Annotated in this window: 17 protein-coding genes and 1 other RNA gene; 12 read left to right on the forward strand and 6 right to left on the reverse strand. The window is 52.9% G+C overall.

Annotated elements, in window-relative coordinates; genetic code table 11:
• Positions 1–36 precede the first annotated feature (36 nt).
• From HOM51_09030 to HOM51_09040, 3 genes are all read left to right on the forward strand, one after another.
• Positions 37–744 (forward strand): hypothetical protein, encoded by a 708-nt coding sequence (locus HOM51_09030; protein MBT5034651.1) that lies wholly within the window; start codon positions 37–39, stop codon positions 742–744.
• Between the two features lie 87 nt (positions 745–831).
• An RNA gene (gene ffs / locus HOM51_09035) (signal recognition particle sRNA small type) lies at positions 832–929 on the forward strand.
• A 47-nt stretch (positions 930–976) separates the two neighbouring features.
• Positions 977–2,704: a DNA polymerase III subunit gamma/tau gene (locus tag HOM51_09040; protein MBT5034652.1), complete on the forward strand. Its 1,728-nt coding sequence runs from the start codon at positions 977–979 to the stop codon at positions 2,702–2,704.
• 140 nt (positions 2,705–2,844) lie between these two features.
• Here the strand turns inward: HOM51_09040 and HOM51_09045 are convergent, their stop codons facing one another.
• Positions 2,845–3,675, reverse strand: coding sequence for a 3'-5' exonuclease (locus HOM51_09045; GenBank protein MBT5034653.1), 831 nt, complete (start codon positions 3,673–3,675; stop codon positions 2,845–2,847).
• 79 nt (positions 3,676–3,754) lie between these two features.
• Between HOM51_09045 and HOM51_09050 the strand changes: the two genes are divergently transcribed.
• On the forward strand, positions 3,755–4,075 hold the full coding sequence (locus HOM51_09050; GenBank protein MBT5034654.1) for a YbaB/EbfC family nucleoid-associated protein: 321 nt from the start codon (positions 3,755–3,757) through the stop codon (positions 4,073–4,075).
• Between the two features lie 34 nt (positions 4,076–4,109).
• Positions 4,110–4,688 carry a recombination protein RecR gene (gene recR, locus HOM51_09055; protein ID MBT5034655.1) on the forward strand — a complete coding sequence of 193 codons (579 nt, stop codon included), beginning with the start codon at positions 4,110–4,112 and terminating at the stop codon, positions 4,686–4,688.
• Between the two features lie 3 nt (positions 4,689–4,691).
• On the opposite strand, the gene rmuC is transcribed toward recR, so the two are convergent.
• Complete coding sequence (rmuC, locus tag HOM51_09060; protein MBT5034656.1) at positions 4,692–5,780, reverse strand: DNA recombination protein RmuC; 1,089 nt, start codon at positions 5,778–5,780, stop codon at positions 4,692–4,694.
• Positions 5,781–5,903: 123 nt separating this feature from the next.
• Between rmuC and HOM51_09065 the strand changes: the two genes are divergently transcribed.
• Genes HOM51_09065 through HOM51_09080 form a run of 4 tightly spaced genes read left to right on the forward strand, consistent with a single transcriptional unit; the run spans position 5,904 to position 8,429 of the window.
• Complete coding sequence (locus HOM51_09065) at positions 5,904–6,416, forward strand: peptide deformylase (GenBank protein MBT5034657.1); 513 nt, start codon at positions 5,904–5,906, stop codon at positions 6,414–6,416.
• Between the two features lie 17 nt (positions 6,417–6,433).
• Positions 6,434–7,354: a methionyl-tRNA formyltransferase gene (locus HOM51_09070; protein ID MBT5034658.1), complete on the forward strand. Its 921-nt coding sequence runs from the start codon at positions 6,434–6,436 to the stop codon at positions 7,352–7,354.
• Positions 7,355–7,363: 9 nt separating this feature from the next.
• On the forward strand, positions 7,364–8,143 hold the full coding sequence (truA, locus tag HOM51_09075) for a tRNA pseudouridine(38-40) synthase TruA (protein ID MBT5034659.1): 780 nt from the start codon (positions 7,364–7,366) through the stop codon (positions 8,141–8,143).
• On the forward strand, positions 8,100–8,429 hold the full coding sequence (locus tag HOM51_09080; protein ID MBT5034660.1) for a hypothetical protein: 330 nt from the start codon (positions 8,100–8,102) through the stop codon (positions 8,427–8,429). Before truA ends, HOM51_09080 begins: the two co-directional genes overlap by 44 nt.
• Here the strand turns inward: HOM51_09080 and HOM51_09085 are convergent.
• From HOM51_09085 to HOM51_09100, 4 genes are all read right to left on the reverse strand, one after another.
• The gene (locus HOM51_09085) at positions 8,426–8,992 is read right to left on the reverse strand and encodes a hypothetical protein (GenBank protein ID MBT5034661.1); all 567 of its coding nucleotides are present in this window, start codon (positions 8,990–8,992) and stop codon (positions 8,426–8,428) included. The two genes, HOM51_09080 and HOM51_09085, sit on opposite strands and share 4 nt — an antisense overlap.
• Positions 8,989–10,140, reverse strand: coding sequence for a succinyl-diaminopimelate desuccinylase (dapE, locus tag HOM51_09090; GenBank protein ID MBT5034662.1), 1,152 nt, complete (start codon positions 10,138–10,140; stop codon positions 8,989–8,991). Before dapE ends, HOM51_09085 begins: the two co-directional genes overlap by 4 nt.
• Entirely contained in the window at positions 10,140–10,982 is an 843-nt protein-coding gene (gene dapD / locus HOM51_09095; protein MBT5034663.1) for a 2,3,4,5-tetrahydropyridine-2,6-dicarboxylate N-succinyltransferase, read from the reverse strand. The genes dapE and dapD overlap by 1 nt, the downstream gene beginning before the upstream one ends.
• A gap of 105 nt (positions 10,983–11,087) precedes the next feature.
• Positions 11,088–11,768 (reverse strand): pyrimidine 5'-nucleotidase, encoded by a 681-nt coding sequence (locus tag HOM51_09100; GenBank protein ID MBT5034664.1) that lies wholly within the window; start codon positions 11,766–11,768, stop codon positions 11,088–11,090.
• Positions 11,769–11,973: 205 nt separating this feature from the next.
• Here HOM51_09100 and HOM51_09105 point away from each other — a divergent pair, with 205 nt between their 5' ends.
• From HOM51_09105 to HOM51_09115, 3 genes are read left to right on the forward strand one after another with little or no spacing between them, the layout of a single operon-like run.
• Entirely contained in the window at positions 11,974–13,686 is a 1,713-nt protein-coding gene (locus tag HOM51_09105; GenBank protein MBT5034665.1) for a sensor domain-containing diguanylate cyclase, read from the forward strand.
• Positions 13,683–14,999 carry a DUF2336 domain-containing protein gene (locus HOM51_09110; GenBank protein MBT5034666.1) on the forward strand — a complete coding sequence of 439 codons (1,317 nt, stop codon included), beginning with the start codon at positions 13,683–13,685 and terminating at the stop codon, positions 14,997–14,999. The genes HOM51_09105 and HOM51_09110 overlap by 4 nt, the downstream gene beginning before the upstream one ends.
• Before the next feature lie 31 nt (positions 15,000–15,030).
• Complete coding sequence (locus HOM51_09115) at positions 15,031–16,302, forward strand: DUF2336 domain-containing protein (protein ID MBT5034667.1); 1,272 nt, start codon at positions 15,031–15,033, stop codon at positions 16,300–16,302.
• Positions 16,303–16,309 lie beyond the last annotated feature (7 nt).

Here is a 16,309-nt window from a genome sequence, read left to right on the forward strand (position 1 = left end):
CGCGTGTCACTAAACGCATAATGGGGGATCCGCCACTTGAGGATCTTGCGGCATTCAAAGCTAATCGTTGTTACCTTGGTTGTTGCTGCCGGTTGCGGCACGGACGAGAGTACCTTGGAATTTGCTTCCAAATTCCCCCTGTTACAGGGCATGATCCCGGCGTGTTCTACGGATGCAAAAAAGCACCTGAAGCGGGTTAAATGGAAAGACGCCCGAACCATTGATGTTCGTATCCGCCAAGGCGAATTCTCGCCAATGATAATCGGCCTAACCAAGGACAAACCTTACATCTTACGCATCCAAAATGCCGACGACAAAAGCCGAAATTTTAAGGCTGGTGAGTTCTTTCGCTCGGTCGCACTTTCACGTGTGGCCATCAATGGTAAAGCAAAACGGCTGGACTGCATCACCGGGGTTACCGTGAAACCGCACCAAGTCGCTGAACTGGAACTGGTGGCCATCCGTGACGGGCGCTATGAATTTGAAGATAACTTTCTTTCTTTTTTCTACGGCACGGCGGGCGTCATCCACGTCAATTTGCCCTTAAAGCCGCTTATACAGAAAGCCAAATTCCCGATAAATCCAGTTGATTTTGAGCCCCAGGAAGTTCCGGCCGCTAAAGCTGCTCCGACCCCGCCACCGGCAGTGCCGACCACACCAGTTACACCAGCTTTGCCTCCGCTTTTTGAACTCCCATCGCAAGACACGACTTCCTCCCTGAAACTACCGCCGGGGCCGTCATAGTATATGACGAATTTTATTGGCGAACCCCGGCGGAATTTTGTCTTCGGTCTTGCACCCACTCCCCCCTGATCTGCTATAGTCCCTGCGGGAGATCGGCGGCGGACAGGCTTCTCGCCAACCCGGTCAGGTCCGGAAGGAAGCAGCCGTAACGAGTTTCGGCCTGGGTCGTTTGTCCGGTCTCCCACCTAATCATTGCACACCCCACTGTAAATATTTGGGCTAATGGCGCGTCATGACCGAGCAAGAAAACACTGAAGACGCCCCCTACCAGGTCCTGGCTCGCAAATATCGACCGACAGATTTCTCTGGCCTGATTGGCCAGGAAACCCTGGTCCAAACCCTCAGCAACGCGATCAAACAGAGCCGCCTTGCGCATGCGTTCGTGCTGACCGGCGTGCGCGGCATCGGTAAAACCACAACTGCCCGCATCATCGCCCGCGCCTTGAATTGTGATGGCGAAGGTCGCGATGGCCCGACAGTCGATCCCTGTGGCGTGTGCGAACAATGCCAAGCCATCAACCAAGACCGGCACATGGATGTGCTGGAAATGGACGCCGCCAGCCGCACCGGCGTTGACGACATCCGCGAACTGATTGAGGGCGTGCGCTACAAACCAACCTCGGCGCGCTACAAGGTCTATATCATTGACGAAGTTCACATGCTGTCCAGGAACGCTTTTAATGCGTTATTGAAGACCCTGGAAGAACCCCCGGAGCACGTAAAATTTATTTTTGCCACGACAGAGATCGGCAAAATCCCGGTGACTGTTTTATCCAGGTGCCAGCGCTTCGATCTTCGGCGCATCGATATGGATCAGTTGTCTGCGCATTTTAAATCGATCATCACCCAGGAAGGTGCCGCCCTGTCGGATGAGGCCGTGCATCTGATCTCCCGCGCTGCCGATGGATCTGTCCGGGACGGCTTGAGCCTGCTCGACCAAGCCATCGCCCACAATGCTGATGGAGAGATTACCGCCGACCACATTCGCGACATGTTGGGCCTCGCCGACCGCAGCCAGACCTTTGAGCTGATTGAAGCGGTGATGAAGGGCGAGATTGCGGAAGCCCTGGAAATGATGGGAGCACTTTATGTCGCCGGGGCCGACCCGGCGGTCCTGCTGGAAGACATGTTGGAAATCACTCACTGGGTCACGCGCATCAAGATCGTGCCCGGTGTTGCGGACGAACCGGGTGTTCCCGAAATCGAAAGGGTCCAAGGCAAGATCATGGCCGAAGGCCTCAGCATGGCCGCCCTGTCCCGTGCCTGGCAGATGCTGATGAAGGGCTTGGGAGAAGTCCGCATGGCCCCCCGCCCAGAACAAGCCGCCGAAATGGTGCTGGTGCGCCTCGCCTATGCCGCTGATTTGCCGACCCCAGCAGACGCGATTAAGGCGATTAAGGAAGGGTCGCTTGGAAATTCTGGGGGGAGCGCACCTGCACCGGCGGCACCTTCTTCTCCGGCACCTCAAACATCGGCCATTGCCACCTCACCCCCCTCAAACGATCAACCAGGTGCAGCACTTGCGACGGCAGCGCCTGAAACCGTTATGGAGGTTGCCCCGCAAGTTGAGCCTGAGCCCGATGCCCGGCCTAATCCGCAATCCTTCTTGGATGTGGTCGCCCTGGCCGACGCGGAAAAAGAGGCCATCCTGCACGCCAACCTCATCAACAACGTGCATCTGGTGAGCTTTGAGAAAGGCCGGATTGAAATTCGCCCGACTGATCACGCACCACCGGAACTCTCAGGCCAACTCAGAGAATTCCTGACCAACACCACCGGCGAGCGCTGGGCCGTCACCGTCTCTAACCAACCGGGAGAGCCCACTCTACAACAAAACGTCAACGAAGCCGTCGCCAAAACAAAAGCAGAAGCCCGCGAGCATCCGCTGGTGAAGGAAATTTTAGAGACCTTTCCAGGGGCGACGATTGATGAGGTGAGAGAGACTAAGCCTAAGAAGTAGAGTTGGACTTTAACTCCACGTCCTTCGAGACGGCTGCTTCGCAGCCTCCTCAGGATGAGGATTTTCTTTTAATTCAATAATAGACCTCATCCTGAGGAGCGCTCATTTAAGCGCGTCTCGAAGGACGCTGAGTAAAGCACCTAAACCGTAAACTCATTCCCACAAGATTCCCCCCAGGCCGTCAAAAACTCCCCTCTATTGGGCTGTTCGTCTTTAGTCGTCTCAATCAACGTAATCACATCGGCAATGCAGCGGTTGTAGGATTCTGGGCTTAATGTCCCCGTGTGCATTTGGTGGCGGAGGTAGACGAGATAGGTGTTTAGGACATCTGTTTCGCAATAATCACGCACCTCTTGCACGCGGCCTTCGTCGATCATGCCGGCAACTTTAGAGCCGTCGACGCCGAATTTTCCCGGGAAGCCCATGACTGCGCAGACTTCGTTGAGTTTACAGCGCGCCGACGCACCATAATCGGACAGGACTTCTAATAGGTCGCAATGCCAGTCCGATGAATAGCGGCTGGTGTAGCTGTTCCATTTATCGCCGGAATTATGCAGGAATTTTGAAGGGATCCCATATGCCATGGCGCGGTATTTCAGCACCGGCAGATCAAACGTGCGACCGTTATAGCTGACCAAGCGAGGTTTGAGGCGTTCGAAATATGAGAAAAATCCCTGCACCAGTTTTTCTTCCGAATAATCCGCTTCGCCGCCGGACCGAAGCTCGCGCAAGAGATACGTCTCGCCATCGCCCTCCCGATCAATTTCGGCTTCCAAAAAACTGATCGCCACGACTTTATGGAAGGGCTGACGCGGAAAGGCATTTTTACCGCCGGTAATTTCCAGGTGATAGCGGTTCAACTCTTCGCGCCGGGCAGCGATGTCGGGATCGTCGAACCCGGTCAGGTTTGGCACCGCGTCGGTGTCCGGCACGGTTTCGATATCGAAGACAAAAAGGCTCTGGTGTTGCATGGCGTCTCTCCCCGTGCCAGTTATACACACGATACAACCATGCGTCACAACACCAAGCACAACAAACAAGGAAGCGCCCATGAAAAATCTTGGAGCGATGATGAAACAAGCCCAGCAAATGCAGTCCAAGATGGCTGAAATGCAGGAGCAATTGGCAGCAACAGAAATGACGGGTTCGTCCGGCGCTGGTATGGTTTCGGTGACATTGAATGGCAAAGCGGAGGCCCGCGCGGTGAAGATCGACAGGGCCGCAATGGGCGACGACAACGAAATGCTGGAAGACCTGATTGTTGCCGCAATCAACGATGCAAAAGCCAAAGTCGATGCCCACGCCAAGGAAAAAATGTCGGAGCTAACCGGCGGCATCGAACTTCCTCCTGGCATGCAACTGCCTTTCTGAGTCGGTACCTTTGAACAGGCAGCCGCTTTCCCATATTGATCATCTGATCGGACTGTTGGCCCGCTTGCCCGGGCTCGGCCCCCGCTCTGCCCGCCGCGCAGCATTGGCGCTGATCAAGCGGCCTGACACCCTGATGGAACCTTTGGCGCGCGCCTTGAACGAGGCAGCCGAAAATATTCTGACCTGCACCACCTGCGGCAATGTGGACACCCGTGACCCGTGCGGAATTTGCCTAGATGCAAAACGCGACGTCACGGTGATTTGCGTCGTCGAGGACGTCGCCGATCTTTGGGCCATGGAACGCACCCATGCCTTCAAGGGGCGCTATCATGTGTTGGGGGGAACGTTGTCCGCATTGGATGGCGTTGGGCCAGAGGACCTAAACATTCCCGGACTGGTGACCCGCGCCAGTGACGACGTTATCAAAGAAGTCGTGCTGGCCACCAATGCAACTGTCGATGGTCAGACCACCGCCCACTACATCGCCGATCGACTGAGCGATTGCAACGTCAGCATCTCCGGCCTCGCCCACGGTGTGCCGATGGGGGGAGAGCTGGATTACCTTGATGAGGGGACGCTCAGTCAGGCACTGAAAGCCCGAAAGCCAGTCTAAAAGCTATGTTAGGCGTTCGACGTTTGGCGGCAGAGGGGCCAAGTCTTCTTCAGGAATGGAATCGGACAACGGTGCCTCAGTAATAATTCCGCCCTTCCGTACGATTTTTTCGGTGGACGTGCGAATGTTTCGAACATCTTCCTGGGCCTGATCGAAATGACGTTGCAGCTTGCCAACCCGATCATCCAACCGCCCGACATCGGCCATCATCTTACCGACCTCTATTTGGATGAACCCAGCCTGCTCACGCATGCGCGCATCTTTTAGCACGGCGCGAATGGTCTGCAATGTCGCCATCATGGTGTTGGGGGAAACAATGCCGACGTGACGCTTATGGGCTTCTTCGACGACTTTGATGAAATTGGCGTGAATTTCGCCGTAGACCGCATCCGAGGGCAGGAACATCAAGGCCCAGTCTGCTGTCTCTCCCTCAATAATGTAACGATCTGAAATATCTTTTACGTGTTTCAAAACGTCAGCACCGAAAGACCGTGCCGCTTTGACACGGGTGTCTTCATCCGTTGCGTCTTGTAAGGCGCGATAGCCTTCCAAGGGAAACTTTGAATCCACACACACCGGGCCCGGCGGGTTGGGCAGCTTGATCAGGCAATCCACGCGCTTGCCGTTGGATAGGGTCGACTGAAGTTCATAGGCGTTCTGGGGTAGAGCATCTGCGATCAAGTTCTGCAGTTGGATTTCGCCGAAGCTGCCGCGGGCCTGTTTATTCGAAAGAATATCCTGAAGCCCGACCACCTGGCTCGATAAATCGGTCAGGTTCTTTTGTGCCGCATCGATTACGGCCAAGCGCTCGTGGAGAACTTTTAGAGTTTTCCCGGTGCGTTCTGTCTGATCATTTAGGCCATCGCCAACCCGCTTGGAAACCGCATCCAGGCGTTCGTTCATCATCGTCTGGGTTTGGCTGAGCCGGTCGGCCAGAACCGCCTGAGACGTCGTCAGTTTTTCCGAAATTTGCGCCAGTTGGGAAATGTAATGTGTTCCCTCCGCACGGGCCTTTTCACCCCGCAACACCAACACAATAACACCCGCAAGTGCGACCAGAACGACACTCAATAAAACTGTGGTTGCATCCATATATAAGACCTTTCTTGCAACCACCTTGCCCGAGGCAGAATTGAAACGCAATCTGCACCCTTGACGAATGGTACGGAAGGACCATATTTCCTTTTGTAATCAACCCGGAAGCACAAATTAACCATGGCCGTACTGCCCGTCATTGTCGCCCCTGATCCACGCTTAAAAGTAAAAAGTGAACCCGTCGATTCGGTTGATGAAACCATTCGTACGTTGATGGATGATATGCTGGACTCCATGCACGATCACAATGGCATTGGGCTGGCGGCACCGCAGATCGGTGTTACCAAGCGGGTCATCGTCTTAGATGTGGCTCCCAAGGACGAAGATCCCAACCCGATGAGACTGGCCAATCCGGAAGTGATCTGGTCATCGGATGAAGAAATTGAGAATGAGGAAGGGTGTTTATCCCTGCCGACCTACTATGCCGATGTGGTGCGACCTGAGCGGGTCAAAGTGAAATACCTGGATTACGACAACGAGCCGCAGGAAATTGAGGCCGATGGTATTCTGGCAGTATGCGTACAGCATGAAATTGATCATCTGGACGGCGTGCTTTTCGTGGATCACATCAGTATGCTCAAGCGCAAAATGATTTTGCGCAAATTGCAGAAATCAAAGAAACTAGACGCCTAATACCAAAGGTTATCTCTATGGCGGGTCTCCGCGTGATATTCATGGGCAGCCCTGACTTTGCTGTGCCAACGCTCACGGCAATTCTGGACGCAGGGCATGACGTGCCTGCTGTCTATGCTCAACCGCCGCGTCCGGCAGGTCGCGGGCAAAAGGAACGCCCGTGCCCCGTCCACGCCTTTGCCGCTGAACAGGGGCTGGAAGTGAGAACCCCTGTGTCCTTGAAAGATGCGGACGCGCAAGCGAACTTTGCCGATTTAGACGCAGATATTGCTGTGGTCGTCGCCTATGGGTTGATCCTGCCCAAGGTGGTTTTAGACGCGCCAGGATTAGGCTGCATCAATGGGCATGCATCGCTTTTACCCCGGTGGCGGGGGGCCGCACCAATCCAACGGGCGATCATGGCTGGCGATAAAGAATCCGGTGTCAGCATCATGCAAATGGATGAAGGCCTGGATACAGGCGGGGTTCTTTTGCGTGAAGCGGTGCCCATCACGCTGACAACAACGGCAACCGAATTGCATGACACACTTTGTCTTCTTAGCGCGCGTCTGACTGTGGAAGCATTGGAGAATTTACCCGGCGGGGGCCTTGTTGCCGTGCCGCAACCAGAAGAGGGCGTGACCTATGCTGCTAAGCTAAGCCGCGAGGAAGGCCGCCTGGATTGGGCGCGTCCGGCGGAAGAACTTGAACGGTCCGTTCGTGCACTTAATCCGTGGCCGGGAGTTTGGTTCGAACATCAAGGAGAACGGATCAAGGTCTTGGCGGCGGAAGTTGCGCCAGGAAGCGGAGCGCCAGGAACTGTACTCGATGGATTCAACGTTGCCTGCGGGACGGACGCGTTGAATGTTACGAAAGCACAACGACCTGGGAAAGGGCCGTTAGATGCAGAGGCGTTCTTGAGAGGCTACGACCTCGACCCGGGCATTGTTTTAGCGTGAGGATAGCTGATGCCACGCTATAAGTTGACTGTTGAATACGATGGCGCCCGCTATGTTGGCTGGCAGCGTCAGGATAATGGCCCCTCCATTCAACAGGCCTTGGAAGAAGCCATTTTTGGCTTCAGCGGCGAAACTGTCCTTATACAGGGGGCTGGTCGGACAGACTCCGGTGTTCATGCTTTAGGTCAGGTCGCGCATGTGGATATTGAGAATGATTTCGGTTCCGATACTGTTCGTGACGCGATCAACTTCCATATAAAACCGGCACCAATTTCAGTCTTGCAGGCAGAGGAAGTTCGAGACGGATTCAACGCAAGATTTGATGCCCGGGAACGCGCCTATGTCTATCGCATCTTTAACCGGCGGGTTCCACCTGCATTAGAGAGGGGGCGATGCTGGTGGGTGATCGCCTCACTTGATGTTCACGCCATGAACGATGCGGCGCAAGTGTTGCTTGGGAAGCACGATTTCACTTCATTTCGGGCGGTTAAGTGTCAGGCTAAATCTCCAGTAAAGACGTTGGATGTGTTACAGGTAACGCGGGATGGTAACCTCATTGAAATCCGTGCGCGGGCGCGGTCGTTCCTGCATCATCAGGTGCGAAATTTGGTCGGCGCCCTAAAACTTGTCGGCGAGGGAAAATGGACCAAGGCTGACTTGGAAAAAGCCCTTGCAGCATGCGACCGAACGGCGGGAGGCCCAACCGCACCCGCCGGAGGACTTTTCCTGACCGAAGTGGTGTATAATGACCGACATGGAACTCAGCCTGAACCCGACGCCGACGCCTGAACCCGACGCGCCGAAAAAGCCTGTCGCTGGCTACATTGCGGTGAGTTGCGGGCTCAGCAGTATTCTTGTCAGTGGTTTGATCTTTTGCCCCCTTGGGGTGATTACAGCTGTGGTCGCCCTGTTCATGCGCGAATTCTTTTTGGGTGTTTCGGCGATTTTGTTGACGACAGTGGGATTTATTACGACACCCATTTTTCTGGCTTATCTCGGATGGAAAGCCTTTAGCACCTATACGGAAGGCCTTTGGAGCGAATTCTTAAAATGGATTTCGTTTGGTTTCTTTTAGGTTCTAATGATCAAAATATCGGCATAGGTCGTCACCAATATGCTGATCAGCAGGTCCATAAATACAATCCCCGCCGCCGCAATTCCGTCAATCTCAAGCAAGGTCTTGGCGATGAACCAAGTATAAATCATCAAGCAAACCAGGATTATGAGACCGAGTGGCGCCGCCGACTGTATGCCCATCAGCATCATATAGGCAACCGGCAAGTAGACCGCGTTTTGCAACACGGACGCCCAGTTATAGGCACAGATAAAGCCAAAATATTTATCTCCCCGGTTCAGCAGCCGCGCGACTGAAACCATCATTAAGGGAAAGGCGACCCAGGCGATGATGTAGGCACAAATCTCAACCGTGACGAACCGGAAGGGGTGGGATAGGTCCGCGTCCCCAGAATATTTCGCAGTCAAAATGACCCCGTAAAACGGCAGAACCAGGACTGCCGCAAAGAACGACCGCCAAAAGGCTTCATCCGTATTTTCGAAATATGCTGCTGCTTTGGCATCCATCCATGCCAAGCGGTACGCGCCGTAAAGGGAAACAACAATTTCCCTGAGCGAAATCATGGCGAGAAATAGCCGTCCAGAATTTTACTGTAAATTTCCGTTAGATCACCAATATCGGAAACTGAAACGTTTTCATCGACCTTATGCATGGTCTTAGCCGCCATACCGAATTCGGCGACCGGGCAATGGTCCTTGATAAACCGCGCATCCGATGTGCCGCCCGTGGTGCTGAGTTCCGGCACCTTACCGGTCACTTCTTTTACCGCACCCTGGATCAAATCGCTGAGCGGCCCTGGTGGTGTTAGGAAACTTTCGCCTGACACCGTGATCTCTAAATCATAGGCCCCGCCGATGTGATCGCATTGTTCTTTAATCCAGACCCTTAGCGCATCACCTGTATGCATGTCATTGAATCTAATGTTAAAAGTCGCCTTGGCCGTGCCAGGGATCACGTTGGTGGTTGGGTTGCCGACATCAAAAGTGGAAATGGCAATTGTCGTCGCTTGAAAATGCTCGTTACCCTCGTCCAAGGGTGTCTCGATAATGCGCGTGAGCATTTTCATCAGACGTGGAATTGGATTGTCGGCCAAGTGAGGATAGCCGGTGTGGCCGGGAGAGCCGTGTACGGTGATGGTCGCGTTCAGGCTGCCACGCCTGCCGATTTTTACCATGTCCCCCAAAGTCTCAGGATTTGTCGGTTCGCCCACGAGACACGTATCAAGTGTTTCGCCCTGCTGTTTGAGCCAATCCAGGACTTTAACCGTGCCATTGACCGCGTCGCCTTCTTCATCACCTGTAATCAGCAGGCTGATCGATCCGTTGAAGTCGCCGCCCTTGGATTGCAAAAATCGTTGCGATGCTGAAATGAAACACGCAACAGCTGATTTCATATCGGCGGAACCGCGGCCATAAAGCCGTCCCTCATCAATGTCAGCGGCAAATGGATCGTGGGTCCAAGCCCCTAAATCGACGACGGGAACCACATCTGTATGACCGGCAAAACAAAAGTTTGGCGCACCTGTTCCAATCCGCGCATATAGGTTTTTGACCTCCGGAAATCCGTCTTCCTCAAACGCCAGGGAATGGCATGTAAAGCCTAGGTTTTCTAAGCTTTCCTGCACGATGCCCAGCGCCCCTTGATCTTCCGGTGTGACACTGGGACAGCGGATGAGCGCGCGGCTCAGTTCAACAGGGTCAATGGTATCGATCAATCTCGCAACAGGTCATTTACAGAAGTTTTGGAACGGGTTTGCGCATCCACCCGTTTGACGATGACCGCACAGTAAAGGCTCGGCCCCATGGTGCCATCCGGCAAGGGCTTGGCACCCGTGTTTCCCGGCACAACCACAGAATAGGCCGGCACGCGACCATAATGAACTTCTCCGGTTGCACGGTCGATGATCTTTGTCGAGGCCCCGATATAGACGCCCATTGAAAGAACCGCACCATCTTCGACAATAACACCCTCGGCGACTTCCGAACGTGCGCCGACAAAGCAATTGTCACCGATAATGACGGGTTCGGCCTGCAACGGCTCCAACACACCGCCGATGCCAGCACCGCCTGAAATATGACAGTTCTTGCCAATTTGAGCACAGCTGCCGACGGTTGCCCACGTGTCGATCATCGTGCCTTCGTCCACATAGGCCCCTAAATTTACGAAGCTCGGCATCAACACAACACCGGGGGCAATATAGGCGGAGCGCCGAACAACGGCTGAGGGCACAGCGCGAAAGCCGGCTTTGGTGAACTCATCATCTCCCCAGCCGACAAACTTACTCGGTAATTTGTCAAACCAGTTTGCGCCGCCAGGGCCGCCATCTATGGCCGCTGTCGGCGTTAACCGGAACGCCAGCAAGACTGCCTTTTTGAGCCACTGATTGACTTTCCAGTCGCCATTGGATTTTTCCGCAACCCGGGCATCGCCCGAATCAAGCAGATCAAGGGCGGCCTCGACCGCGTCACGAACATCGCCGGTGGTATCAAGATTAATGGTATCGCGTGCCTCCCAGGCAGCGTCGATGATGGATTCTAAATCGGTGGTGCTCATACGGTTCTATCGCTCATTTAGGGTTGAAGAATGATCTCTCTAGAATTCAGGCTGGAGAAGATGCGGCGAGGGCGGAATTATGTCAACTCCAACGACCTGTTCAATTTATTTGCCGTTGGCCCAAGATTCCAGCCAATCGACTAAATCTTCGGTAATATGGTGGATATAATCACCATCCGCGCCCCAATTTCCGAAATGTGAATCACTCTTGATCCAAACTGTAGTCATCCCCAAATCCGCCGCAGGTTCTAGATTTCGGGCGATGTCTTCGACCATCACTGATTTTTTTGGATCCAATTCGTATCGGTCCAACAGAACTTGGTAAATATCCGGGTTAGGTTTTGGGACATAATCCGCGGCCACAATATCAAACACGGCTTCAAAGTGATGGCCAATTCCGAGCCGTTCCATGACACGATCCGCGTGGCCAATATCCGCATTCGTGAAAATGATTTTGCGTCCAGGCAAGGCATCCAACGCCCGATTTAAGGCCGGATTGGCATCAACAGGGCTCAAGTCAATTTCATGGACGTAATTCAGGAATTCTTCTGGGGGCAGTCCATGGACGTCCATCAGACCGCGAAGCGTGGTGCCATATTCCCTGAAAAACTTTTTCTGGACCTTATAGGCTTCATCTTGCTCTAAGCCTAAAAGATCGGCAATAAATTCACGCATGCGGTCATCAATCTGGGTAAACAGTTTGCACGAAGCAGGGTAAAGGGTGTTATCCAGATCAAACACCCAAGCGTCAATTTGCGGCTCAGCAGAGTTAGAATTTTTATTCATGAAGTATTAGTGGGGACTGCCTGACATCGTTGCAAGGATTTCTCATAATTCAACGGGAATACACGAGATTTTTACCAATTCAAGGCTAGTAGGAGTGTCTCCAATATGTCTAATATAGAAGACATTGTTTTAAGTCTAATTTTTAAGAGTAGCCCTGGATATTGGGACATAAATTGGGTCGTAATGAAAGGCTGAGCCTGACCTCATGACTGGGTCTGAAGCACCACAGCTAACAGAAGAACCGCCGGAACAAGCCCTGGTTTCAGATTATGCCGGTGCGGCAATCCTCGTTGATTCTGCGAAAGCCATCATAGGCGCCAACGCAAAGGGTCAGGGACTCGAAGCACTCCTGAAAAGAGGTCTCGCGCCGGAAATATCTGCCTTGATGGATCAGGCCTTGGACACGGCTAGAATTACGTCGGGTACAGTAATTCTAAGCGGCACGAAGGGCGACGTGATTTTGGACGTAACTGTCATTCCGCGGACCCCTGAGGACGGACTAATCGTCTTGACCAACGATCAGACCATGGAACGAAACCTACGATCAGCCCTAGTCGAATCAAGGCAGCGTTTCAAAGACTTAGTCGAAATTTCTAGCGATTTTGCCTGGGAAATCGGTGCTGACGGCACCTTTGTTTTTGTCTCACCACGGGGTGCCCTCGGCTATCCTGCCGACGAATTGGTCGGACACCGCCCGGAAGATTTTGTCATAAATGCCGAAGATTACACACCTCTGCCGTTTTTGAGCAAAACTGGCATTGAGGATATGGAATTATGGATGCGCCAAGCTGACGGAACAGCTGCTTGCGTGGTGATTTCCAGTCTGCCGCTAACGACGACCGATAGCACATGGCAGGGAACCCGGGGCATTTGCCGAAACGTAACCGAAGACCGCGAACGCGAAGCAGCCCTGACCCGTTCGCGCCACCGCGAACAGCTTTTAGGATATATTGTTGGCACCATCCGTGACGAACTGGACCCAAGTAATATGCTCACAGCGGCGTCCGCTGCCACCGCTCGCGGACTATCTGCCGCAGGGTGCAGTATTTTTCGACAAAACGAAGCTGGAGAATTTATCGTTGCCGCCGAATACGGTGATGTCGGCGACAAGAACGAAAATAACTCTGTGATTGAGCAATTGGGAAACGAAGGCGAGGTTATAGAGACGGAAATTGGTGCATGGCAGGTATTGGCGACAGCCACCCACTATCGCCATTCCCCTAACGGCCTGATTTGCATTTGGAAACCAGCGGATCAAGGAACCTGGGCCGACGACATGCACATCCTTATTGTTGATGTTGCCAGTCAATTGGGGATCGCCAACGAACAGATCACCAATCACGAGCACATTCTTAATTTGTCTCGGACGGATGCCATGACAGGCCTGTTAAACCGCCGCGCATTCTTTGAAGAAGAAATTCCCCGTCGCCTTGCCCGCCTCGCCCACAATGAAAATTTGGCATGTCTGTTTTACGTCGATATGGATAATTTTAAGAAGGTCAACGATATTCACGGCCATCAACGCGGCGATGAAGCCATTTATTTCCTGCGCGATATGCTATTGGAGCATTCACGCCCCGGCGATGTCATTGCCCGCTTAGGCGGCGACGAATTTGCCATGTGGCTTGATGGTATCAACGCTGATGTCGCAGAAGAACGCGCGAAGGACTTAATAGATGCTAGTAAATCGTTGCATAAGTTTTCGGGTGATGACGAGCACCCACTCGGATTGTCGGTGGGAGTCGCCCTGTACGATCCGGCCACAAATGAACATATTGATCAACTGGTTGCCCGCGCCGATAACGCGATGTATGAGATCAAAAACAAAGGCAAAGGTGGGTATATTATGGCAGGGCCCTTGATAGAGAGTGATGACCTATCAAGGAAAAAATTGCAGGTTGGAGCTAAGACGCCGTGAATTCAGCAAGCAAAAATGAGCCCATCACTTACGAACAAGCGCGTGAACTGGCACGGGCCTCTGACCCTAAGGTTCGTGCTGATTTAGCGCGACGGTCGGATATAAAATCTGAAATATTGTATTTCTTGGCAGATGACACATCACCCGACGTCCGACGTGCTATTGCCGAGAACGAAGCCACACCGGACCAAGCCAATGAGCTTTTGGTTACCGATGCCGACGAGGGCGTGCGAACCTGCTTGGCAGCCAAAATTGCCCGCTTGGCACCTAACTTGAACGCTGATGAACAGAACCAAATTCGCCAGACAACTCATGATTTACTGAGAGATTTGGCCCAAGATCAAATTGCCCACGTTCGCATGGTATTATCAGAGGCCCTAAAAGACGTCGCAAATGCGCCCCCCGACGTGATTAAACGTTTGGCCATGGATCCGGAAATAGACGTTGCCGGTCCCGTGTTGGAATTTTCGCCTGTTCTGACCGATGACGACCTGCTGGAAATTATTCACATCGGCCCTGCAGCCGGTGGATTAGGATCGATTTCCCGACGCCAGGCAGTTGGAGAAAGCGTCACCGACGCCATCGTTGCGACAAACGACGAAGAGGCTATTGTGCAACTGATCGGCAACGCCAGTGCTCAAATTCGAGAAGAGACCTTGGATCGACTCATCGAGCAGGCCGAAAATGTCGAACTTTGGCATGCCCCGCTGGTCGCACGGCCTAAGTTGTCTGCAACCGCCGCAGGCCGATTGGCACAATTTGTCGCTAACGATCTTTTGGAACAACTTCAGTCCCGGTCTGATTTCGATGAAGACACCTTGTCCGCCGTGACAAGGGTGGTTCACCACCGGCTTGGCGAAGTCGAACACCCGCAAGGCGCAGCGACAACACCAGTTGAAGATATTAACCTTGCCTCCTTCAAATTCTTAGAAGGTGAAATACCTGAAAATTTGGCAAATCGCCTTCACCAGTCAGGAAAATTAGATTACAAGGTGGTCGCCAACGCATTACGCGCTGGTGACGGACAATTCGTTATTGCAGCATTGACTGCACGGTCCGGAATTCCCATGGAGGTCGCTCGGAAAATTTTCGCAGAACAAAGCGCAAAAGGCATTATAGCACTCTGCTGGAAAGCCGAATTACCAATGAAGTTGGCACTTGCCCTGCAGCAAAAAATGGCCCGCATTCCACCGGGTGATATTATTGGCTCTACAGACAGCGACAATTTTCCATTAAACGACGATGCGCTTTCGTGGCAACTGGAGTTTTTTAGTAACCTTTCTGACAACGGATCGAAGCGAGTTGCGAAATAGGTTTAGATATCAGGAGTAAGTTGGTCGAACATTGAAGAAACCGAAAAAAAACACTGCAAATTCAGCGACCTATGAAGCCACTCGCGAACTGGCGCGCCATGAGGACCCCAAAGTGCGCTGTAAGGTGGCTGCGCGGAAAGATATAAAACCGGAAATTCTATTTTATCTGGCGGATGATCCGTCGCCAGATGTTCGCGCTGAAATTGCCAGGAACCCAGCCACACCAATTCAAGCAGATCTTTTGCTTGCCGACGACACGAGCCAAAGCGTTCGCGAGGGATTGGCTCTTAAATTGGCTGGCCGGCTGCCTGATTTATCCAAAGAAGAACAGGAAAAGGTCAGCCAACTGACCAGTGACGCAATGCGGATACTGGCGCGGGATCAAATTACCCATGTTCGCCAAGTACTGGCGGAGGCTTTGAAAGACGTCGCCCACGCGCCGGCCGACGTTATCAATCGCTTGGCCCGTGATGCGGAATTGTCGGTCTGCAAGCCGGTGCTTGAATTTTCTCCGGTACTCACCGATGACGATCTTCTGGATATAATTTCTAGTGATCTTGTGAAAGGCGCGCTCGGCGCGATCTCTCGACGCGCCCATGTATCAGAGGTTGTTGTTGATGCTGTTGTCGACAAAGACGATACGGAGGCAATTTCCGACCTGTTGGCAAATTCAAACACGCAAATCCGCGAAGAGACCCTGGATAAAATTATTTCCAAGGCACCCAATCGCAAATCCTGGCACAAACCGTTATCAGTTAGACCCGAAATGCCCCCCCGTGCCGCATTTCGGCTGGCCAGTTTCATCGCGGATCATTTATTGAATGAGGTAATTCGTCGCAATGACCTTGATGTGAAGGAGGTCAATGCGGTCCGAGAGGAAGTCCGAAAACGGCTCGGCAAGGATGTCCGTAAATTAACAAATACTGGCCTGTCTCCTAAATCTGCTGCCAATACCGACAAATTATCTAAGGAAATTGCTGCCCTGCAGAAGGCCGGGAAGCTTGGTGAGGCGGAGCTTAAAATACGCATAAAGAATGGAGAGACCGAGTTTATTATCGCCGCGCTGAGCCATCTATCAAATATTCCCCGCGATGGCGTAAAAAAAATGATTTCTGTTCAAAGTAGGAAGGGGCTCGTCGCCGTGGTATGGAAAGCCGGGCTCTCAATGAAGCTTGCGGCCGACCTGCAGCAGACCCTGCTGGATATACCCCGTAAAGCCATCCTAAAGGGGCGCACGCTGAAGGAATTTCCCCTGAGCGACGAGTTAATGGAATGGCAGTTGGATTTTCTAACGAGACTGTAGCGTATAT

Source organism: Rhodospirillaceae bacterium (assembly GCA_018660465.1).
GTDB lineage: Bacteria > Pseudomonadota > Alphaproteobacteria > Rhodospirillales > JABJKH01 > JABJKH01.

Excerpts from the sequence above, each read along its gene's own strand:
- HOM51_09040 (MBT5034652.1), top strand. The coding sequence starts at position 977 with ATGACCGAGCAAGAAAACACTGAAGACGCCCCCTACCAGGTCCTGGCT.
- HOM51_09065 (MBT5034657.1), top strand. The coding sequence starts at position 5,904 with ATGGCCGTACTGCCCGTCATTGTCGCCCCTGATCCACGCTTAAAAGTA.
- rmuC (MBT5034656.1), bottom strand. The coding sequence starts at position 5,780 with ATGGATGCAACCACAGTTTTATTGAGTGTCGTTCTGGTCGCACTTGCG.
- HOM51_09105 (MBT5034665.1), top strand. The coding sequence starts at position 11,974 with ATGACTGGGTCTGAAGCACCACAGCTAACAGAAGAACCGCCGGAACAA.
- HOM51_09050 (MBT5034654.1), top strand. The coding sequence starts at position 3,755 with ATGAAAAATCTTGGAGCGATGATGAAACAAGCCCAGCAAATGCAGTCC.
- HOM51_09070 (MBT5034658.1), top strand. The coding sequence starts at position 6,434 with ATGGCGGGTCTCCGCGTGATATTCATGGGCAGCCCTGACTTTGCTGTG.
- dapD (MBT5034663.1), bottom strand. The coding sequence starts at position 10,982 with ATGAGCACCACCGATTTAGAATCCATCATCGACGCTGCCTGGGAGGCA.
- HOM51_09045 (MBT5034653.1), bottom strand. The coding sequence starts at position 3,675 with ATGCAACACCAGAGCCTTTTTGTCTTCGATATCGAAACCGTGCCGGAC.
- HOM51_09080 (MBT5034660.1), top strand. The coding sequence starts at position 8,100 with ATGACCGACATGGAACTCAGCCTGAACCCGACGCCGACGCCTGAACCC.
- HOM51_09100 (MBT5034664.1), bottom strand. The coding sequence starts at position 11,768 with ATGAATAAAAATTCTAACTCTGCTGAGCCGCAAATTGACGCTTGGGTG.
- HOM51_09085 (MBT5034661.1), bottom strand. The coding sequence starts at position 8,992 with ATGATTTCGCTCAGGGAAATTGTTGTTTCCCTTTACGGCGCGTACCGC.
- truA (MBT5034659.1), top strand. The coding sequence starts at position 7,364 with ATGCCACGCTATAAGTTGACTGTTGAATACGATGGCGCCCGCTATGTT.